A 19,068-nucleotide genomic window follows, 5' to 3' on the forward strand; every position below is an offset into this window, starting at 1 on the left:
GATCATGACTGACATTTCCGTAGCATCTCCATCTGCCGAATCGCAGCAGCCCGCGTTGCAAGGCTATCTGCGCCGCGACGGCCGCAAGGGCATCCGCAATGTGGTTGCGGTGGCGTATCTGGTCGAGTGCGCGCATCACGTCGCGCGCGAGATCGTCACGCAGTTTCGCGAACCGCTCGACGCGTTCGACGATCCTTCCGCCGAACGCGAACCGCCCGTGCATCTGATCGGCTTCCCCGGCTGCTATCCGAACGGCTACGCCGAGAAAATGCTCGAGCGGCTCACCACGCACCCCAACGTGGGCGCGGTGCTGTTCGTATCGCTCGGTTGCGAGAGCATGAACAAGCACTATCTGGTGGACGTGGTGCGCGCGAGCGGCCGTCCCGTCGAAGTGCTGACGATTCAGGAAAAGGGCGGCACGCGCAGCACGATTCAATACGGCGTCGACTGGATTCGTGGCGCGCGCGAGCAACTCGCCGCGCAGCAGAAAGTGCCCATGGCGCTGAGCGAATTGGTGATCGGCACGATTTGCGGCGGCTCGGACGGCACCAGCGGCATCACCGCGAACCCGGCGGTGGGCCGCGCGTTCGATCATCTGATCGACGCGGGCGCGACGTGCATCTTCGAGGAAACCGGCGAGCTGGTCGGCTGCGAATTCCATATGAAGACGCGCGCGGCGCGCCCGGCGCTCGGCGATGAGATCGTGGCCTGCGTCGCGAAGGCGGCGCGTTATTACTCGATTCTCGGCCACGGCAGTTTTGCGGTCGGCAACGCGGATGGCGGACTCACCACGCAGGAAGAAAAATCGCTGGGCGCGTATGCGAAGAGCGGGGCGTCGCCGATTATCGGCATTATCAAACCCGGCGACATTCCACCGACCGGCGGCCTGTATCTGCTCGACGTGGTGCCGGACGGCGAGCCGCGCTTCGGCTTTCCGAACATCAGCGACAACGCGGAGATCGGCGAACTGATCGCCTGCGGCGCGCATGTGATTCTGTTCACGACCGGACGCGGCTCGGTGGTCGGCTCGGCGATCTCCCCGGTGATCAAGGTGTGCGCGAATCCCGCGACGTACCGCAACCTTTCCGGCGACATGGATGTCGATGCAGGCCGCATTCTCGAAGGCCGCGGCACGCTCGACGAGGTGGGCCGCGAAGTGTTCGAGCAAACGGTGGCGGTGTCGCGCGGCGCGGCTTCGAAGTCGGAGACGCTCGGTCATCAGGAGTTCATCCTGACGTACAAGACGTTCGAACCGGTTGGGCCGGCTTGCTTGCCGTCGAGCGCCGCAGCGCAGCATCGGGTCGTTGCGATCGAGCCGCACTGAGCGGCAGGTCCGCGGGCCTGGCAACAAGCCGTCTGTATACACCGTGGGCAAACCTCGCCCATGCATGGTAAAACACGAATGGGATCGGACTAAGTGCTTTGCATGGGACCAGCGTAGGCGTTGAACCGCCGACTCTGGTCGACAGCGAAAGCGCCAACTCCGATCGACACTGGAGACGCGCTCAATGACCGCAACGATCGGATCGAAGATCGGGCAACGGCGCCGCATCGGCCGCGGGCCTTTGCAGGTGACCGGATTGGGACTCGGAACGGCGCCGCTCGGCGGCCTCTACCGCGATCTGACCGATGAAGAAGCACACGCCACCATTGCCGCCGCGTGGAACGCAGGCGTGCGCTATTTCGACACCGCGCCGCATTACGGCAACACGAAGGCCGAGCATCGTCTGGGCGACGCGCTCCGGCGCTATCCGCGCGGCGACTATCTTCTGTCCACCAAAGTGGGCCGCCGTTTCGTGCCGCGCACCACGCCTTTCGACGACAAGGAAGGCTGGCAAAACCCGCTTCCTTTCGAAGCGATTTACGACTACACACACGACGGCATTCTGCGTTCGTTCGAGGACAGCCAGCAGCGCCTCGGCATCGTCGAAATCGACATTCTGCTGGTGCACGATATTGGCCGTGTCACGCACGGCGACAACCATCCCCATTACTGGCGGCAGCTAACCGAAGGCGGCGGTTTTCGCGCGCTGGACACATTGCGCTCGTCTGGCGCGATCAAGGCAGTCGGACTCGGTGTCAACGAAGGCGCGGTCATACTCGATGCGATGGCCGAGTTCGATATCGATTGCGCGTTGCTCGCGGGCCGTTATACGCTCCTCGAACAGACCACGCTCGACGACCTGTTGCCGGCCTGTGAAAAACGCGGCGTCAGCATCCTGTTAGGCGGCGCGTTCAACTCGGGCATTCTGGCGCGCGGCGTCGAAGGTGATCTGAAATTCAATTACGGCAAAGCGCCGCCCGAAGTGATCGAGCGCGTCGCGCGGCTGGAAGCGGTTTGCCGTACGCACGGCGTGCCGCTCGCGGCCGCTGCCTTGCAGTTTCCGTATGCGCATCCGGCGGTCGCCACCGTGTTGACCGGCGCGCGCAGTGCCGACGAATTACGCGAGAACGCCGCGTCGTTCGAGAAGCCGATCCCCGCGGCCTTGTGGTCCGCGTTGCGCGACGAAGGCTTGCTCGACAGCCGCGCACCCGCGCCAGAGGATTGAGTTGACGATGCATATCGATGCCCACCAGCACTACTGGGATCCCGCTCGTGGCGATTACGAGTGGCTCACGCCGGAACTAAAAATCCTGTACCGGACGTTCGGCCCGGAGGATCTCAAGCCGTTGCGCGAACGCGCGGGCATCGAACGGACGGTGGTGGTGCAGGCGGCACCGACCATCGACGAAACGCGTTTTTTGCTGGACATGGCGCGCCATGAGCCGTCGATTGCGGGCGTGGTCGGCTGGGTGCCGCTGTTGCTGCCCACGGCGCCGGAGGTGATCGAAGCCTTGGCGCATGAGCCGAAGTTCAAGGGCGTGCGGCCGATGCTGCAGGATTTGCCGGACGACACATGGATCGCGAACCCCGATCTCGCGCCGGCGATCGAAGCGCTGATCGCGCACGACCTCGCGTTCGACGCGCTGATTTACGCGCGCCACGTCGAGCCTTTCGAGACCTTCGCGACGCGCTTTCCGGCGCTGCGCATCGTCGTCGATCATGGGGCGAAGCCGCCCATCCGCTATGGACGCGCGGGCTATCCAAGCTGGGCCGATGCGATCACGCGGCTCGCGCAACTGCCGCACGTGCATTGCAAGCTGTCGGGCCTCGTCACCGAGGCATCCCCCGGCTGGAGCGAGGAAACGCTGCTCCCGTACGTCGATCATCTGCTGAAGTCATTCGGTCCGGCGCGCTTGATGTGGGGCAGCGACTGGCCGGTGCTCGATCTGAACGGCGACTATCTGCTTTGGCATTCGGTGGCCAACACGTTGCTCACGTCGTTGAGCGAGGGCGAGCGCGAAGCGGTTTTCGGCGGCAATGCCGCCGCGTTTTATCGACTGTGATTTCTGCAAGAGACCTGAAGCAGAAGCAAATGCAAAGCCCATTCAACTGGAGTCGTAGATGACACAAAGACTGGCCGGCAAGACGGCCCTGATCACAGCGGCAGGACAAGGCATCGGACTCGCCACCGCCGAACTCTTCGCACGCGAAGGCGCGCGTGTGATCGCCACGGATATCCGCATTGACGGGCTCGCCGGCAAGCCGGTCGACGCGCGCAAGCTCGACGTGCGCGACGACGCGGCGATCAAGGCGCTGGCCGCCGAACTCGGCGCGATCGACGTGCTGTTCAACTGCGCGGGCTTCGTGCATGCGGGCAATATTCTCGAATGCAGCGAAGAGGATTGGGACTTCGCGTTCGACCTGAACGCGAAGGCGATGTACCGCATGATCCGCGCGTTCCTGCCCGCCATGCTGGAGCACGGCGGCGGCTCGATCATCAATATGTCGTCGGCGGCATCGAGCGTGAAGGGCGTGCCGAACCGCTTCGCGTATAGCGCCTCGAAGGCCGCGGTGATCGGGCTGACCAAGTCCGTTGCTGCGGACTTCATCACGCGTGGTGTACGCTGTAACGCGATCTGCCCGGGCACGGTGGCTTCGCCGTCGCTCGAACAGCGGATCGTCGCGCAGGCTCAGGCGCAAGGCGCGACGCTGGACGCCGTGCAGGCCGCCTTTGTGGCGCGTCAGCCGATGGGCCGCATCGGCAAGCCGGAAGAGATCGCCGCGTTGGCGCTGTATCTCGGGTCCGACGAATCGTCGTTTACCACGGGCCATGCGCATGTGATCGACGGCGGCTGGTCGAACTGACGCACGCCGACCCACGCCGACTCAAGCTGAACCACGAACCGAACACCACTGAAAGGAAGTGCAAGGATGAAACTGCTTCGTTATGGGCCGAAAGGCCAGGAAAAACCGGGCCTGCTCGACGCGCAAGGCAAGCTTCGTGATCTGTCGAAAGTAGTCGCCGATATCGACGGCGCCGCGCTGACCGACGAAGGTCTCGCCAAACTGCGCGCGCTCGATCCGGCCTCGCTGCCGCTGGTCGAAGGCAATCCGCGCATGGGTCCGTGCGTCGGCAAGATCGGCAAGTTCATCTGCATCGGCTTGAATTACGCGGATCACGCGGCCGAATCGAATCTGCCGGTGCCCTCCGAGCCGGTCATCTTCAACAAGTGGACGAGCGCGATCAGCGGCCCGAACGACGACGTCGAGATTCCGCGCGGCTCGAAGAAAACCGACTGGGAAGTCGAGCTCGGCGTGGTGATCGGCAAGCCCGCGAAATATATCGACGAAGCCAACGCACTCGATTACGTCGCTGGATATTGCGTGATCAACGACGTGTCGGAACGCGAATGGCAGATCGAACGCGGCGGCACCTGGGACAAGGGCAAGGGTTTCGACACGTTCGGCCCGATCGGCCCGTGGATGGTCACGCGCGACGAAGTCGCCGATCCGCAGAACCTGAGCCTGTGGCTCGAAGTGGATGGCCACCGCTATCAGAACGGCAGCACGAAGACGATGGTGTTCGGCGTCGCGAAACTGGTTTCGTACGTGTCGCAGTGCATGAGCCTGCAACCGGGCGACGTGATTTCGACCGGCACGCCGCCGGGCGTCGGCATGGGCGTGAAGCCGAATCCGGTGTTCCTGAAGCCGGGCCAGACAATACGTCTGGGTATCGAAGGTCTGGGCGAGCAAACGCAGAAGACGTACGCGGCGGAGTGATTCGCGCTCGCAAGCTTGACTGCATGAAGAAAGGCGGTTTCTGCATCGACAGGCAGGAACCGCCTTTTTAGTTGGCGTCGTTACCGCTCAGTTGCGCCGTTCCATGAGCAGTCGCCTGAGCGGCGCCGCTACACGATCAACTTGCGTGTCTTCGGCGGCGCCGCTCAGGCGCGTTGTTCCGCAAGCAAGCGCGCGAGCAGCGCCACCAACTGATCGACGTGCGTGTCCTCGGTGCGCCATGACGACACGCTGATGCGAAACGCCGGCCGGCCTTGCCAGACAGTCTGGCCGAACCACGTTTCGCCCGACGCCTGCGCCGCTTCGCGAATCGCCACCGTCTGCGCGTCGGTCTTCGCGCGCACCAGCACCTGGTTCAACACGACGCGATTCAGCACCTCGAACCCGGCGGCGCGCAGACCTTCAGCGATTCGCGCAGCCTGCGCGCAATGCCGGTCGACCATCTCCTGCACGCCGCTGCGCCCGAGCGAACGCAACGCCGCCCAGATCGGAATGCCGCGCGCGCGGCGCGAGAACTCGAGATTCACGTTCTTCTGCGCGTCATGCGCGCCTGTCAGATAGACCGCGTCGCTGTTCATCGCCGATGAAAGCGCCTGCGCGTCGCGGCAGATCGCCATGGCGCCGTCGTAGGGCGTGTTGAGCCACTTGTGGCCGTCGGTGGTCCAACTGTCGGCGCCGTCGATGCCATCGGTCAGCGCCCGTTTCGACGACGCCCGCGCCCACAGACCGAACGCCCCATCCACGTGAATCCATGCGCCGGCCGCCTTGGCGCGGGGAATCAACTCCGCGAATGGATCGAATTCGCCGGTATTCACTTCGCCGGCTTGTACGCAGAAGATCGTCATGTCGTCGAGCGGCGGCAATTGCGCGGGGTCGATGCGGCCATGCTCATCCACGGGCGCGCTGATCACGCGCTTCATGCCGAAGCCGAGCACGCGCAACGCCTTCTTCACCGTGATGTGGGCCATCTCGGAGATCACGACGCGCACCGGCGGCGCGCCGTCCAAACCGTCGTTGTCGAAATCCCAACCCTTGCGCGCGAGCAGCGCGCGTCGTGCCGCCGCGACGCAAACGAGCGTGCACGCCGTCGCGCTGGTGCCGAAGCCGATCGCCGCTTCGCGCGGCAGATCGAGCGCGTCGAGCACCCAGCGCGCCGCGATTTTCTCCAGCGTGGCCGCGACCGGCGAGTTGTCGAAGGTCGACGCGCACTGGTCCCACGCGCCCATCAGACGCTCGGCCGCCGCGGCGGCCGGCAACACCGCGCCGATCACAAAGCCGTAATAGCGCGGATCGTTCGACGCTACCGTGCCGGGCGTTCCGCTTTCGTCGAGCAGACGCAGCACGTCGGCGGGCGCGTGGCCATGTTGCGGGAAGGCTTCGTCGAAGGCGGCGAGTTGCGCGAGCGCGGCCGCATCCGGAAACACCCGGCGCTTGCCGATGCCTGCAAGGTAAGCGTGCGCGCGCCGGTCGGCGTCCGCGAGAATTGCGAGTTCGTCCATGTGGCTCCCTTGATGATCGAAAAACTGTTGGCGCGGTCCCTTGAAGACCACGCGCCTAAAGATTGGCGAGGTCGCGGCCGAGCTTCTGCAACTCGGCGTCGATGCGCTTGTAGTACGTGAATTTGCCGATCCGCTGCGCGCGCACGAGTCCCGCATCGGCGAGGATGCGCATGTGACGCGTGGTGGTGGCGGGCGCTATGCCGAGCTTGTCGGTGATGAACGTGCAGCACACGCCGACTGTTTCGATATCCGCATGGTCCTGATACGGGAAATGCCGCGTCGGCTCTTTCAGCCAGCGCATGACGGCGAGCCGGCTGGCGTTGGCGAGCGCGTTGATGCGGGTGAGTTCGTCTGTCATGAGGCGGCGCGCCGAACGGAGTCAAAGATCGATAACGTTTCGTATATTAGCTAAATGACGAAACGTGAACAAGCGCGGTGATGACGGCGCGATGTGCTTCAGCCACGCGGGTGAAGCCGCGTCAGCCCGAGTGTTCGTGCTCGCCGTTCTCGCTGATCCGGTTGACCGTGCCTTGTGCGACGGCAATCAGCTTTTCGCGGTTGCCTTCCATCACATACACGTTGCATTGGCAGGTCGCCTGATGCTGGCCCGCGTAGACGACCTTCGCGCGCGCGATCAGCGTGCCGTTGATGGCCGGCCGCAGGTAGTTGATCTTGTATTCCCCGGTCACGACCTTCGGCCCGAGCAGCAGCGCGCCCGCGAAGGTCAGCGCGTTGTCGGCGAGATAGCTGATGACGCCGCCATGCACGAAGCCGTGCTGCTGCCGCAGTTCGTCGCGGATCGGCAGACTCAGCGTGAGTTCGCTGGTGCTTGTCTGCATCAACTCTGCGCCCAACAGCATGCTGAACGGCTGGGCATGCAGTGCGCCGCGCGCCCGGTCGAGGAGGTCGGTCATTGTGATTCCTTCGGGCGTGGCCCGCGGTGGCAATCTGCACTGGCCTGCGTCGTGCAGTCCCTACCCACTCTAGGAAGCGCGCACGCACCGCGTCAAGGTGAATCGGTAATTTGCGCCGTGCATTGTTGCGCGAATTGATTGCAATAGTGAAGTTGGCCGATGAAAAGGGGGCGTAAGACGATCTTTGATGGAATTGGGCTCAAGCACGGCGCGCTTATGCCGTTAACCCTGACGTAGCTCCCGTCATTCTTTGTCTTCAGGTATTCACGATGTTCAGCAAGATCAAGGTCGCATCCGGCCTGTTGTGTGTTCTGGCCGCGTTCTGCGTTTTTCAGCTTGTCACGGTGGGTTTGGGGTTCTGGTCGCTCACGCGTACTCATGACGACGTGGGCGATCTGTCGAACATCGCCTTGAAGCAGGTGGACGCGGTCAACGAAACGACCCAGCATTTGATGGACGCGCGCATCAACCTCTCGCGCGCCGGGACGCGCATGGTGCGCGGCGGCTCCGAGCCGACCGATATCGTGCAGCACGCCCGCGAACAGTTGACGGCCGCCGACCAGTCGTTCGCGGCGTTCATGAGCGCGCCGAAGACCGGCGACGAAAACGGCGCCCGCGCCGCCGCGCTCGCCGAGCGCTACAAGAAGCTGCACGACGCGCTCGCGGAACTGGTGCAGTTTCTCGATTCGAACAACATCCAGGCCTTCCTCGATCAGCCGACGCAGTCGTTCCAGGACGCCTACCTCGGCGAGTCGCATAACTTCGTGCAATTCGGCAACGCCGCGAGCCGTGCGTCGCTCGATTCGATCGATACGCGTATGGCGACTTTCCGCGCCGTCAGCATCGTGATCCTGCTGGTGCTGGTGGCCGGCACGTTCGCCGTGTACGCGGCGCTGCGCCGTGGCGTGGTGGCCCCGCTGGAAGAAGCGGGCCGTCACTTCGACCGTATCGCGCAAGGCCGCCTCGATCAGCCGATCGCCGGGCGCGGCACCAATGAAATCGGCCGCCTGTTCTCGGGTCTCGCGAAAATGCAGGCGAGCGTGGCGCGCACCGTGCAGACCGTGCGCGAATCCGCCGATTCGATCCACTTGGGCGCCGACGAAATCGCGACCGGCAACGCCGATCTGTCGGCGCGCACTGAAAACCAGGCGGCGTCGCTCGAAGAAACCGCGTCGAGCATGGAGGAGCTGACGGCTACCGTCCGTCAGAACGCCGAGCACGCCCGTGAGGCCAACGCGCTCGCCGAGACCGCGCTCGAAGCGACCTCGCGCGGCAGCGAAGTGGTCAACGAAGTGGTCGACAAGATGCGCGGCATTGCGCAGAGCTCGGACAAGATCGCCGAGATCATTTCGGTGATCGACGGCATTGCGTTCCAGACCAACATCCTTGCGCTGAACGCGGCTGTGGAAGCGGCGCGCGCGGGCGAGCAGGGGCGCGGCTTCGCCGTGGTGGCGGGCGAGGTGCGCGGCCTCGCGCAGCGCAGCGCGCAATCGGCGAAGGAAATCAAAACGCTGATCAGCGAATCGGTCGCCGAGATTCAGGGTGGTTCGACGCTGGTCGAGCATGCGGGCGAGGCGATGAGCAACGTGTCCGCCTCGATCTCGCGCGTCACACAGATGATGGCGGAGATCAGCGCGTCGTCGCTCGAGCAGAGCACAGGCATCGAGCAGGTCAATCAGGCGGTGGTGCAGATGGATGAGATGACGCAGCAGAACGCGGCGCTCGTCGAAGAAGCTGCCGCGGCGGCGGCTTCGCTGCATCAGCAAACGCAGCAATTGAAGCAGGCCGTTTCCGTGTTCGAAATTTCTGAATCTGTGTTGCGCACGCAACAATTCGACGACGCACGCGGGCCATCGGCCGATTTTTCGTTGTCCGGTATGCGCGCAATTTAAATCGCGCAAGCGCTCAAAAAGAAAACGTCAGACAAAGAAAATGGCCCGCCGAAGCGGGCCATTTTGCATTAGACGCAAGCGCCTAAGGGTGCCTCAACGTACCTGACGGTACTTAGGCCGGCTGGATGTTCGCAGCTTGCTTGCCCTTCGGGCCTTGCTTAACTTCAAACGTCACCTTCTGGTTTTCCTGCAGGGACTTGAAGCCGCTGCCTTGAACTTCCGAAAAGTGCGCGAACAGGTCTTCGCCGCCGTCGTCCGGCGTGATGAAGCCAAAGCCCTTTGCATCGTTAAACCACTTCACAGTACCTGTTGCCATTTTTAATCCAGTAAATGTTGTGTGTTGCATTCGCGACCGCTATTTCTCAACACGAGATCGAGCGCGAAGTAGGAGTTGTATCACGTCTTTATGACGGACGCCAATCAACCAGTATTCGGGTATTCCCCGGCTCCGGCATTTTTGAGGCCTGGAAAGCAATTGGAAGGCTGTTCCCGCGGGTAGGGTAAACTGCTTGTATTACTCTTCCAGGAAAAACATTGACACATTATTTGCAAGAAGAACTTACCTCGTTCTGGAGTCGTTTGACCCCCTATCTGGCGATATTGGAGTCTAAATCACCTCAAGAAGGGGCCCCGGACCCGGTCGGCCGTATCACCGTCGATACCGAAGACCGCCAGGCTTTCGCCCTTCACACAACCGATCAGAAGCCGCACGGCGACACATCGGACACCCCCACCGGCAACAGCGCAACTTATATGCGTTTTAAATCTGCCGACAGCGGTTGGAGCCCCTGGCAGCGCGAAGAGTATTGATCGACCGGGCGGTCGGTTTGTGTTTCCGCGCCCCGTCGTGAGATCGCGGCCGGCGTTCAGCCGGCCGCGATCGGTCGGGCACCTAGCCGTTTTTCGGCCTTAGCCTTTGCGCCCGCTGCGGCGCGTGCGCTCGTAAAAATCATTCGGCTTGGTGCGGATCCAGCGAACGAAGGTGCGTACCGCCTCGTCGTTGAGCAGCGCCTCGACCGTTGAATAGCGCTGCGCCAGTTCGGTTTCCGAGAACAGCGCGTGGAGCTGGCGGTGGCAAATGCGGTGCAAGGCGGCGACTTCCTTGCCGCCTTTCGTTTTCGGCACCCAATGATGCAGGTCGCGTTGGCTCGCCGGGATCGGTCGGCCGCAGAGTGGACACACTTCGTCAGCCGGCGGCGGTCGATACCAAGGTTCGGCGAGTTTCTTGGCCATGGCCAGGATGGCTAGCGAAGTTGAGGCGTTCGCACGTTGCGTGGGTTTTTGTCGGCCGCGTTCAGGTCGGCAACGCGTCGTAGGCGGTCGCGAGGTGATAAGGCGTGGTCGACGGCATGTCGGCGCGCGCCACTTCACCCGCCGGCGTCTTGCATTCGAACCAGCCTTGCGGACGCAGAAAGCGCTGCTGGAACAGTTCGATTTGCCGCGGCAGTGCGGCCCGCGCCGCCGGGTCCCCGTGGCTCGCCAGCGCGCGCAGATATTCGGTTTGGGCCCAGATCCGCTGGGTCGCGTCCTTGACCCGGCCGGTTTCGTCGAGCGAGGCGTACACGCCGCCGGTTTCCCGGTCCACTCCATGTTGCTGCGCGAAGCTGAATGCACGCGGCATGGCTTCGACGAGACCCGAGCCTTCGAACACCGCGCCCGCCTGCTTGACCAGCCAGAACCATTCGAACTGGTGACCGGGTTCCAGACGGTTATCGTCCGCGCCGATCGGCAGTTCGGCGATGCAGCCCGTGGGCGCATGCACGAAGCGCCGCGCGAGCGCACCGGCTAGACGTCGCAGCGCGGCGTCGAAAGCGTTGTCGTGCGTGGCTTCGCGAGCGGCCAGCCAGGCTTCGGTGAGGTGCATTAAGGGATTCTGGATCGGCGTGCCCGTCACGTCCGCGAAGTCCGAGGTCAGCGCGGCGTTGAACAGATCGTCTTCAGCGGCGAAGTTCGACTGGATCAGCGCCGACGTGCGATGCACGACTTCCAGAGCGTCGCGTTTTCCCGAGCGCCGGGCGTACTCCGCGCACGCAAACACCACGAAAGCGTGCGTGTACAGGTCCTTGGTGGTGTCGAGCGGTGCGCCTTGCGCATCCACGCTGTAGAACCATCCACCGTTGCGCGTGTCCTGAAAGGTATGCACCAGCGAATCGAACAGCACCTGCGCATGGGCGGCGTCGCCCGCTTGCGAGAACACGAACAATTGCCGCGCGCAGGCCATGGCCCGGTAGCGCTCGGCAGGCAGCGCCTGATGATCCTCGGCGCTGACCGCTTCGTAGGGCAGCTTCAGTGCGGTGTTGAAACCCGGGCCGCGCCAGATCGGCAGCACCACGCCAGTGAAGTGATCGCGCAGACTGGCAGCGAGTGCGGCGGTGGAAGCGGCGGGTGGGTTCATGCTCTGCATAGTCAAATGGGTCAAACAGGGTATGTCGAAGCGAAGCGGCCGCGGAGTGGGTCCGTAGCCTGAGTTTCAGAGTGCGGCGCGGTTGCCGGCAAACCTGCCGCTGAGCGTGGATGCTACCTGCTTTGCAAATCGGCAACCGCAAAATCGAGACAGCGATTGGGCGCGCGGTCCGCGTGGCGCGTGCGGCTTAGCATAAAGCAAACGGGTTCCACTGGCACTGCGGCGCCGGTGCGGAAAATACTCCAAATAGTTTCCGATAAGGAGGAAAAACAATGCTGGGGAATCTCGAACTCATCGCCCGTCTGGTGGTGGCCGCGGCGCTCGGCAGCGTCATCGGCTTCGAGCGGGAGCGGCTTTCGTGGGCCGCGGGCCTGCGTACGCACATGCTGGTGTGCGTCGGTTCGGCGCTCATCATGATCGTCTCGGCCTACGGTTTCGCCGAAGTGCTGACCGGCGACCACATCGTGCTCGACCCTTCCCGGATGGCCGCGCAGGTGGTGTCGGGCATCGGCTTCCTCGGCGCGGGCTCGATCCTGCTGCGTGGCGAAATCGTGCGCGGACTGACGACGGCTGCGAGCCTCTGGTCGGTTGCCGCGATCGGTCTTGCGGTCGGCGGCGGGCTGTACACGGCGTCCATCGCGGCGACCATCATCATTCTGATTATCCTCGCCGGCATCAAGCCGCTCGAGCGCCGCTTCATCACGGTCAAGCAACGGCGCCAGCTGACGATGATCGTCGAGCGCGGCGCCATGACGTTCCACTCGCTGCACGACGAACTCGGCGCCGCGAGCCCGCGCGTCAAGCAGTTCGTGATGCAGCAAAGCGAGGACGCGCCCGAGTGCGATGAAGTGGTGATCACCTTGCATCGCGTGTCGAATACGGAATATGAGGCGATCTGCGGCCGCTTGCGTCAACTGCACGGCGTCAAGCAGTTCCGGCAGGACGACACGACTTCCTAAAAACGGAAAATCCTCGCCGAATGGCTTCGGTGGGCGCGGGCGGCCATGCGACAATGCGGTCTCGAAAAATTCCAACGGCATTGACGAGCGGTGCTCGGCGCCCGCATTCCGGCGACGACCGCTTTTTTCTCTATGGCAGATTCCGTAGCATCCACGCAGTCCCGGCCTCAGCGCGCCGCTTCGAAGAAGCGTCGCCAGGCCACCGTCTCGACCGAAACTGAAAACAAGCTGGCGCGCGCCGCGCGCTCGGCACAACGCCTCGCGCAACTGAGCGAGGCGTCCCGCGATGACAGCACGCTCGATCTGTTCCCCGACGATCCCACCCGCGCCACGCTGGAAGCGATGAATATCGACATCCGGCAAGGCACGCTGCACGGTTTCGAATTACCCGATGTGGTGTTGGCCGCGGTCGGCGCGATCGATGCCGGCGACAACGTGCCGGTGGACGCGCGGGCTGCGCGCCGCACGCCTCGTGCTGCGAAGTCGGATGATCAGCCGGTCCCGGTCAACGCGCTATTGAGCGGGCTCGAAATCGAGCCGTTGGTGGCGACTGGTTCGGCGGCCGGCGACGTGGGTTTGGGTGACGCGAAAGCGGCGGACTCGGCCACTGCCGCTGAAGAGAAATCGGCGGCACCAGCGCGTGACGCATCGGCGCCGCTTTCGCCCTCGATGGCGGCAGCCACCGTGGCGCGCAGCGTGACCGCGCTGCGCCAGACGTCCGAGCCAGGGGCAGCAACTGACACTGCGACGGTGCCGCCTTCAGGCGGCGGCAAGGCGCCGCAACGCTTTGCGGCGACTTTTGCCAAGGCGGCTTCGGCTTCGGCTTCGCAAGAACCGGCTGCAGTCGCGGCCGGCGTGGCGGACACAACGACGAGCGAACCCGCGTCCGCACAGTCGGACGCTGCTACTGAAGGTTCGAAGGTTGGCTTGCAGGCGTCGACGAATTCATCGGCGTCCGCACAGGCTAACGCCGCGTTTGCCACGCCGTGGCGCGAAGCCCGCCGCGCCGAGGCGGCCGCGGCGGCGCTGCGGGCCGCGCCGGAACTCGATCGTGCGCGGGCAACCGCCTTCGCCGACACCGTCGACGCGCTCTACGGCGTGATCGCCGATCAGCGCCGCGCCGCGACCGATCATTCGCGCCGCATGAAATGGATGCTGTCGATCGTGGTGGGCGCGTTGCTGGTGACGGTCGCGATCGGCATCACGCAAACGTTGCTGCTGATGCGCCTCACGCGCGAGACGACGGCCCAGCAGCATCGCATCGAACAGATGATGCAGAACCAGCAAGCGGCGATGGCCAGTTTGCTCGACACGCACATGGCGATGGCGAACGCAGCCGCCGCCACTGCCGCTTCCGACGCGGCCGTCGCTGCGGCAGCGCCCGCCGCGCCTCAGCAAGCCGCCGCTGCGCCGGCGCATGCGAGGCGCGTCGTGCGAGCGCAGCATGCGCATAAGCCGAAAGCCGTTACCCCGCATTGACAGTCAGTGAGCGCCGTGGCCGGCGATGAGCCGGCCGCGGTGAGCCACTCGGCACTCGCCGGCCGCCGCTCCCCGCTTACCAACGTTCGCGCGGTACCCGCCGACCGCCAAGCTCGCCATTTCACCGGATAGACGCCGTAAGGCGCCGCGCGTTTCCGCCACGCCGCAACTCAAACCCCGCGTTCTACACTTTCAATGCTGTTGCGAAGCCGGACCGGATACGCCAGCGCATCTTCTGACGGGAGCCACCATGCCGACTCGCGAACACAAATACTCCATCGAGGAACTGTTGGGCGCAGTTCTGCGCGATCAGGGCATCCACGAGGGCCACTGGGCGCTGAATGTCGAGTTTTCAGCGACGGGCGCCGCCGTCAAGCCGCAGGACAATCCGGCACGGACGCTGCCGGGGCTGATCGTGTCGGTGAATAGCGCGACGCTGATGCGCGCGGACAACACGGCGGCGGGCGCCGTCGACGCCGCGGTAGTCAACCCGCGCAAGGCCGCGGCGAGCCCGAAGCCAATGCGCAGCAGGAAGCCGGTATCGACCACGTTGCAGTAGACCAGCCCTTTGACCCTGGATTGAAAAAACAGGGACGTTGTCATGATGCAACGCAACATGTGAAAAATACCCGCGACAACGAACCACACCGAAAAATTGCTGCATTGCACTAGCTTTTGCCTAGGGAAAACCCTATACTTCTTCTTAAGGGAAAACCCTAGCAAATGCAGTAACTAACCGGGAGTCGCCATGAGCTTCATTTTTGCATTGTTCCAAAAGGTCAGCGACCTCTTTGCGTCGCCCCATCTGCCGCTGGATGCGGACTACTCGTACGAAGCGCGTAGCCGCGAAGCAGAACGCGTTCGCAGAGCACAAGCTACGTTGTTCGGCGTCAAGCTGAGCGACTAAAAGCAAAGTCGTACCGGCCCAAGCGCGGAGCAACCGCGTACGGGCGCGCATGTCGGATGCGCATCGCATCACCATTGAAGCCACAGTTCGCGAAACGCGTACCGTGGCTTTTTGTTTTTTTCGGACGCTTTTCCGCCGCTCAGGGCTTGTCTCCGAATATTTCCGGGCCGAAATGAATGTAACGGAGCCTGAACGATGGCCGCGGAGCCGGCGTGGCCCGGTCACCGCGCATGGCTTTGTAGACAGGGCGCGACAGGCAAAAAGCGCTTTGGCCATCCGTCCCTTTCTATGAAATGTGCGCTTACAAGTGCTCACGTCTTCATGCGGTTTGCGCCGCTAAAGTTGGTCTCAAGCGTACGGCGTCTGGTTTGAGCCTGAAATTGCAGGTTCAGGTCGATCTCGAGCACGGACGCTGGCTTGATACAAAACTTTGATGGGAGGTCACTATGAAAACCTTGAACAAGACATCGCGTTCGATCATTGCAACCTTGCTGGCTGGCGGCGCGCTGCTCGCAGCTGGCAGCGCATTTGCCCAAGAACGCGTGGTCGTGGAAAACGGCCCGGCGGTCTACGGTCAGCCGCACATGATGCCGGTGGGCGTGTCGATCAATATCGGCTGGCACGGCGATCGTTACTATGACGGCCACCGCTATTGGGCTCATGACGACTGGATGCGCCATCATCCGCACGACTACGATCCGCATCACCACGACGACCATCGTCCGCAGCAGCGCTATTAATCCGCGCGTAACGACGCCGCCGACGCGGCGTCAGTGGGAAGTCCACAAAGCCGGTCCTTCCTTGCGGAAGACCGGCTTTGTCACATTCGGGCTTGCGAGCCGGCGCTCGACGAATTGATCGACGCCGACTGCATCGGCCGCGCAGCCGTCATGCCCGCGTCAGGATCGGCCGTCGAGGATATCGGCCCGCGCCAACCAGCCGCGACAATGCGAATATCTCGTCCGCTAATCGCGGTTCAGGCGTAGGCCCCCAGTCGCTGTGCAAAGCGCCGCGCGCATTCGAGTCCGAATGCCGTTGGAGCGATGCCGCGATCGTGGTGCACGTCAAAGCCCATTCTCCATGCAGCGATCCGTTTACCGTAGCAGGTCAGCGAGTCTAGCGACTGCATCACGAACACAATGGACGGCAGTACTTCTGCATACAGCGCCTCAGCACGCGCCTCGTCTCCAGCAACAAAGGCTCGCTGAATAGCGACCTGCCTGTCGAAGGTATCCGGTGCAACGATCAGGCCGGCGCAACCTGCGCGCAGATTGTCGATGATCTCCTGACCGCCGCGTCCGTTGAATACGGGCAGAGGTGTTCCGAGCGCGCGTAACTGGTCGATGGTCTGACGGACCACAATCGCGGGTCCTTCGCCTTTGAGCCATCGAAAATTGTCGCGTTGACGCGCGAGTTCAACGATCGACTCAGCGGACAGTCCAACGCCGAGATACTCGGGCGCGTTTTGTATGCCAACCGGAGCATGCACGCGCTCCATCACGTCAGCGAAAAAATCGAAATAGAACGATTCGGGCTGATTACGCGCGGAAGGCGGCTGCAGGATCAGCCATGACGCACCACGCGTCACGGCGTAATCGGCAAGCTCGGCCTGGGCGTCAACGGTGTCGCCCGTGATCGTGACGGCGAGCGGCACGCGCGCGCCGATGTCAGTGCTGGCCCAGTCGATTACATGATGCTTCTCTTCGAGCGACATGCGATGCACTTCGGTCGCGAGCCCGAGGATCACAATGCCCGGCGCGCCGGCGTGAATCGTGGCATCGACCTGCGCGCGCATTGCGTTTCGATCCAGCTGATTGTGCGGGTCGAAATACGCGTACAGAACGGGCCAGATTCCACCGGGAGGAAGTGCATCGTTCGCCGTCATTGGACTGTTTCCTTGTCAATGGGCATTAGTGTGAGTCGCGCGGCACAGGTGCGCCGCTCGATCCAACCAGGAAGTCCAGATCCGCGCCCTGATCCGCTTGCAGCACATGTTCGACGTAGAGCTTGTAGTAGCCGCGTTTGGGCGCCTCGGGCGCCTGCCATGCGGCGCGCCGGCGCGCAAGTTCCTCGTCGGTGACGTCAAGATGCAGGCGGCGTGCTTCGACATCGAGTTCGATCATGTCGCCGGTCTGCACGAACGCGAGCGGCCCGCCCGCAGCCGCTTCCGGTGACACATGCAACACGACCGCGCCGTACGCCGTCCCGCTCATGCGGCCGTCCGAGATGCGGACCATGTCGGTGATGCCTTTTTCAAGCACCTTCTTTGGCAGCGGCATATTGCCGACTTCCGCAAAACCGGGATAACCCTTCGGCCCCGCGCCTTTTAGCACCATGATGCAGTGCTCGTCGATGTCGAGTGAATCGTCATCGACTTTGGCGTGTAGTTCTTCGACGTTCTCGAACACCACTGCGCGACCGCGATGCTTGAGCAGCGCCGCGGTGGCCGCCGACGGCTTGATCACTGCGCCATTCGGCGCCAGGTTGCCCTTGAGCACCGCGATGCCGGCCTTCGGCTTGAACGGCTCGGCGAACGTGGTGATGACTTTCTCGTCGTGATTCGGTGCGTTGCGCACGTTGTCCCAGATCGACTTGCCGTTAACGGTCAGCGCTTCTTTATGCAAGAGCCCCTGTTCGCCGAGTTGCTTCAACACCGCCGGCAAACCGCCCGCGTAGTAAAAGTCCTCCATCAGATATTCGCCCGACGGTTGCAGGTTCACCAGACACGGCACGTTCGAACCCAGTTCCCAATCTTCTAGCGATAACTCCACGCCAATCCGCTTGGCCAGCGCGATCAGATGAACGACCGCATTGGTCGACCCGCCGATCGCCGCATTCGTGCGGATCGCATTTTCAAAGGCCTGGCGCGTCAGGATCTTGTCCATCGTCAGATCCTCGCGAACCATATCGACGATGCGCCGGCCCGCGAGATGCGCGAGCACCTGACGGCGCGCATCGACCGCGGGAATCGCCGCGTTGTGCGGCAAGCCCATGCCGAGCGACTCGACCATCGAGGCCATCGTCGACGCCGTGCCCATCGTCATGCAGTGACCGCGCGAGCGGTTCATGCACGACTCGGCTTCGGTGAACTCTTCCTGCGTCATCGTGCCGGCGCGCACTTCCTCGGACATCTGCCAGACACCTGTTCCCGAGCCGATGTTCTTGCCGCGAAACCGGCCATTGAGCATCGGTCCGCCGGAAACGGCCAGCGCCGGCAGATTGCACGACGCTGCGCCCATCAGCAACGCGGGCGTGGTCTTGTCGCAACCCACAAGCAGAATCACGCCGTCCATCGGATTGCCGCGAATCGACTCTTCGACATCCATCGAGGCCAGGTTGCGAAACAGCATCGCGGTAGGGCGCAGATTGGATTCGCCAAGTGACATCACCGGAAACTCGAGCGGCAAGCCTCCCGCTTCATGCACGCCTTTTTTCACGTATTCCGCCAGCTCGCGAAAATGCGCGTTACATGGCGTGAGTTCCGACCACGTATTGCAGATGCCGATAACCGGACGTCCGTCGAATTCATCGTGCGGAATACCCTGGTTTTTCATCCACGAGCGGTGGATAAATCCATCCTTGTCGTTCCTGCCGAACCAGCTTTGTGAACGAAGCTTGCGCATGTCCTGTCTCCTGGAAACCTTCGTGATGAGGTGATGCCGTATCTATTAGAATCGTCCCGGCGCGAGTTGTACTCATAGTCTGAGCTTAATTGGCCATGGCTTAATGGTAATCAATGAAAGGGCATTGCGCCTATCAGCATGCAGTGGTGCCTTCAAGATTCGCAACTCAGAGTCTCATCTCACGGATCGCCGAAATGCAGTCATACGTGATAGCAAAAGGCACGGTAGGCACCGCACCTTTCGACGTGTCGGCCAAAAAATGACGATAA

The 19,068-nt window shown here is 63.0% G+C and carries 20 protein-coding genes; 12 read left to right on the plus strand and 8 right to left on the minus strand.

Features of this window, described 5'->3' with window-relative positions:
* Positions 1-4: 4 nt before the first annotated feature.
* From B0G74_RS42280 to B0G74_RS42300, 5 genes are all read left to right on the plus strand, one after another.
* Positions 5-1,324, plus strand: coding sequence for a UxaA family hydrolase (locus tag B0G74_RS42280; protein WP_132383532.1), 1,320 nt, complete (start codon positions 5-7; stop codon positions 1,322-1,324).
* A 184-nt stretch (positions 1,325-1,508) separates the two neighbouring features.
* Complete coding sequence (locus tag B0G74_RS42285; RefSeq protein ID WP_132383534.1) at positions 1,509-2,549, plus strand: aldo/keto reductase; 1,041 nt, start codon at positions 1,509-1,511, stop codon at positions 2,547-2,549.
* A 7-nt stretch (positions 2,550-2,556) separates the two neighbouring features.
* Positions 2,557-3,387 carry an amidohydrolase family protein gene (locus B0G74_RS42290; protein WP_132383536.1) on the plus strand — a complete coding sequence of 277 codons (831 nt, stop codon included), beginning with the start codon at positions 2,557-2,559 and terminating at the stop codon, positions 3,385-3,387.
* Positions 3,388-3,445: 58 nt separating this feature from the next.
* The gene (locus B0G74_RS42295) at positions 3,446-4,189 is read left to right on the plus strand and encodes an SDR family oxidoreductase (RefSeq protein ID WP_132383538.1); all 744 of its coding nucleotides are present in this window, start codon (positions 3,446-3,448) and stop codon (positions 4,187-4,189) included.
* A 66-nt stretch (positions 4,190-4,255) separates the two neighbouring features.
* The gene (locus B0G74_RS42300; protein ID WP_132383540.1) at positions 4,256-5,104 is read left to right on the plus strand and encodes an ureidoglycolate lyase; all 849 of its coding nucleotides are present in this window, start codon (positions 4,256-4,258) and stop codon (positions 5,102-5,104) included.
* Between the two features lie 164 nt (positions 5,105-5,268).
* On the opposite strand, the gene B0G74_RS42305 is transcribed toward B0G74_RS42300, so the two are convergent.
* From B0G74_RS42305 to B0G74_RS42315, 3 genes are all read right to left on the minus strand, one after another.
* A complete protein-coding gene (locus B0G74_RS42305; protein WP_132383542.1) occupies positions 5,269-6,621 on the minus strand; it encodes a pyridoxal-dependent decarboxylase in 1,353 nt (450 codons plus the stop codon).
* Between the two features lie 55 nt (positions 6,622-6,676).
* Positions 6,677-6,979 (minus strand): helix-turn-helix transcriptional regulator, encoded by a 303-nt coding sequence (locus tag B0G74_RS42310; RefSeq protein ID WP_106281679.1) that lies wholly within the window; start codon positions 6,977-6,979, stop codon positions 6,677-6,679.
* A 121-nt stretch (positions 6,980-7,100) separates the two neighbouring features.
* Positions 7,101-7,535, minus strand: a complete 435-nt coding sequence (locus B0G74_RS42315; RefSeq protein ID WP_132383544.1) for a PaaI family thioesterase — start codon at positions 7,533-7,535, stop codon at positions 7,101-7,103.
* A 269-nt stretch (positions 7,536-7,804) separates the two neighbouring features.
* Here B0G74_RS42315 and B0G74_RS42320 point away from each other — a divergent pair, with 269 nt between their 5' ends.
* Complete coding sequence (locus B0G74_RS42320; protein ID WP_132383546.1) at positions 7,805-9,427, plus strand: methyl-accepting chemotaxis protein; 1,623 nt, start codon at positions 7,805-7,807, stop codon at positions 9,425-9,427.
* 112 nt (positions 9,428-9,539) lie between these two features.
* Here the strand turns inward: B0G74_RS42320 and B0G74_RS42325 are convergent, their stop codons facing one another.
* On the minus strand, positions 9,540-9,743 hold the full coding sequence (locus B0G74_RS42325; protein ID WP_007178724.1) for a cold-shock protein: 204 nt from the start codon (positions 9,741-9,743) through the stop codon (positions 9,540-9,542).
* A 218-nt stretch (positions 9,744-9,961) separates the two neighbouring features.
* Between B0G74_RS42325 and B0G74_RS42330 the strand changes: the two genes are divergently transcribed.
* On the plus strand, positions 9,962-10,237 hold the full coding sequence (locus tag B0G74_RS42330) for a hypothetical protein (protein ID WP_132383548.1): 276 nt from the start codon (positions 9,962-9,964) through the stop codon (positions 10,235-10,237).
* Between the two features lie 99 nt (positions 10,238-10,336).
* Here B0G74_RS42330 and B0G74_RS42335 read toward each other — a convergent pair whose 3' ends face one another.
* Positions 10,337-10,660 carry an HNH endonuclease signature motif containing protein gene (locus B0G74_RS42335; RefSeq protein ID WP_132383550.1) on the minus strand — a complete coding sequence of 108 codons (324 nt, stop codon included), beginning with the start codon at positions 10,658-10,660 and terminating at the stop codon, positions 10,337-10,339.
* A gap of 61 nt (positions 10,661-10,721) precedes the next feature.
* Entirely contained in the window at positions 10,722-11,831 is a 1,110-nt protein-coding gene (locus tag B0G74_RS42340) for an AGE family epimerase/isomerase (RefSeq protein ID WP_132383991.1), read from the minus strand.
* Positions 11,832-12,103: 272 nt separating this feature from the next.
* On the opposite strand from B0G74_RS42340, the gene B0G74_RS42345 reads away from it, so the two are divergent.
* The 5 genes from B0G74_RS42345 to B0G74_RS42360 all read left to right on the plus strand — a co-directional run bounded on the left by B0G74_RS42345 (position 12,104) and on the right by B0G74_RS42360 (position 15,916).
* Complete coding sequence (locus B0G74_RS42345) at positions 12,104-12,790, plus strand: MgtC/SapB family protein (RefSeq protein WP_132383552.1); 687 nt, start codon at positions 12,104-12,106, stop codon at positions 12,788-12,790.
* Positions 12,791-12,922: 132 nt separating this feature from the next.
* Positions 12,923-14,269 carry a hypothetical protein gene (locus B0G74_RS42350; RefSeq protein ID WP_132383554.1) on the plus strand — a complete coding sequence of 449 codons (1,347 nt, stop codon included), beginning with the start codon at positions 12,923-12,925 and terminating at the stop codon, positions 14,267-14,269.
* Positions 14,270-14,519: 250 nt separating this feature from the next.
* On the plus strand, positions 14,520-14,828 hold the full coding sequence (locus B0G74_RS42355; protein ID WP_132383556.1) for a hypothetical protein: 309 nt from the start codon (positions 14,520-14,522) through the stop codon (positions 14,826-14,828).
* 189 nt (positions 14,829-15,017) lie between these two features.
* Entirely contained in the window at positions 15,018-15,176 is a 159-nt protein-coding gene (locus tag B0G74_RS46095; protein WP_165924046.1) for a hypothetical protein, read from the plus strand.
* Between the two features lie 446 nt (positions 15,177-15,622).
* Positions 15,623-15,916, plus strand: coding sequence for a hypothetical protein (locus B0G74_RS42360; RefSeq protein ID WP_132383558.1), 294 nt, complete (start codon positions 15,623-15,625; stop codon positions 15,914-15,916).
* A gap of 236 nt (positions 15,917-16,152) precedes the next feature.
* On the opposite strand, the gene B0G74_RS42365 is transcribed toward B0G74_RS42360, so the two are convergent.
* Together B0G74_RS42365 and B0G74_RS42370 are read right to left on the minus strand one after the other, a co-directional pair.
* Complete coding sequence (locus tag B0G74_RS42365) at positions 16,153-17,061, minus strand: dihydrodipicolinate synthase family protein (protein WP_243658579.1); 909 nt, start codon at positions 17,059-17,061, stop codon at positions 16,153-16,155.
* 25 nt (positions 17,062-17,086) lie between these two features.
* Positions 17,087-18,799 carry an IlvD/Edd family dehydratase gene (locus B0G74_RS42370; protein WP_132383560.1) on the minus strand — a complete coding sequence of 571 codons (1,713 nt, stop codon included), beginning with the start codon at positions 18,797-18,799 and terminating at the stop codon, positions 17,087-17,089.
* Positions 18,800-19,068 lie beyond the last annotated feature (269 nt).

This window comes from Paraburkholderia sp. BL9I2N2 (assembly GCF_004339745.1).
Lineage (GTDB): Bacteria > Pseudomonadota > Gammaproteobacteria > Burkholderiales > Burkholderiaceae > Paraburkholderia.

Bases quoted from the DNA above. Each gene is read 5' to 3' on its own strand.
- B0G74_RS42345 (WP_132383552.1), top strand. From the start codon at position 12,104: ATGCTGGGGAATCTCGAACTCATCGCCCGTCTGGTGGTGGCCGCGGCG.
- B0G74_RS42320 (WP_132383546.1), top strand. From the start codon at position 7,805: ATGTTCAGCAAGATCAAGGTCGCATCCGGCCTGTTGTGTGTTCTGGCC.
- B0G74_RS42285 (WP_132383534.1), top strand. From the start codon at position 1,509: ATGACCGCAACGATCGGATCGAAGATCGGGCAACGGCGCCGCATCGGC.
- B0G74_RS42315 (WP_132383544.1), bottom strand. From the start codon at position 7,535: ATGACCGACCTCCTCGACCGGGCGCGCGGCGCACTGCATGCCCAGCCG.
- B0G74_RS42370 (WP_132383560.1), bottom strand. From the start codon at position 18,799: ATGCGCAAGCTTCGTTCACAAAGCTGGTTCGGCAGGAACGACAAGGAT.
- B0G74_RS42290 (WP_132383536.1), top strand. From the start codon at position 2,557: ATGCATATCGATGCCCACCAGCACTACTGGGATCCCGCTCGTGGCGAT.
- B0G74_RS42355 (WP_132383556.1), top strand. From the start codon at position 14,520: ATGCCGACTCGCGAACACAAATACTCCATCGAGGAACTGTTGGGCGCA.
- B0G74_RS42360 (WP_132383558.1), top strand. From the start codon at position 15,623: ATGAAAACCTTGAACAAGACATCGCGTTCGATCATTGCAACCTTGCTG.
- B0G74_RS42350 (WP_132383554.1), top strand. From the start codon at position 12,923: ATGGCAGATTCCGTAGCATCCACGCAGTCCCGGCCTCAGCGCGCCGCT.
- B0G74_RS42340 (WP_132383991.1), bottom strand. From the start codon at position 11,831: ATGCAGAGCATGAACCCACCCGCCGCTTCCACCGCCGCACTCGCTGCC.
- B0G74_RS46095 (WP_165924046.1), top strand. From the start codon at position 15,018: ATGAGCTTCATTTTTGCATTGTTCCAAAAGGTCAGCGACCTCTTTGCG.
- B0G74_RS42305 (WP_132383542.1), bottom strand. From the start codon at position 6,621: ATGGACGAACTCGCAATTCTCGCGGACGCCGACCGGCGCGCGCACGCT.
- B0G74_RS42280 (WP_132383532.1), top strand. From the start codon at position 5: ATGACTGACATTTCCGTAGCATCTCCATCTGCCGAATCGCAGCAGCCC.
- B0G74_RS42300 (WP_132383540.1), top strand. From the start codon at position 4,256: ATGAAACTGCTTCGTTATGGGCCGAAAGGCCAGGAAAAACCGGGCCTG.
- B0G74_RS42335 (WP_132383550.1), bottom strand. From the start codon at position 10,660: ATGGCCAAGAAACTCGCCGAACCTTGGTATCGACCGCCGCCGGCTGAC.
- B0G74_RS42295 (WP_132383538.1), top strand. From the start codon at position 3,446: ATGACACAAAGACTGGCCGGCAAGACGGCCCTGATCACAGCGGCAGGA.
- B0G74_RS42310 (WP_106281679.1), bottom strand. From the start codon at position 6,979: ATGACAGACGAACTCACCCGCATCAACGCGCTCGCCAACGCCAGCCGG.
- B0G74_RS42325 (WP_007178724.1), bottom strand. From the start codon at position 9,743: ATGGCAACAGGTACTGTGAAGTGGTTTAACGATGCAAAGGGCTTTGGC.
- B0G74_RS42365 (WP_243658579.1), bottom strand. From the start codon at position 17,061: ATGACGGCGAACGATGCACTTCCTCCCGGTGGAATCTGGCCCGTTCTG.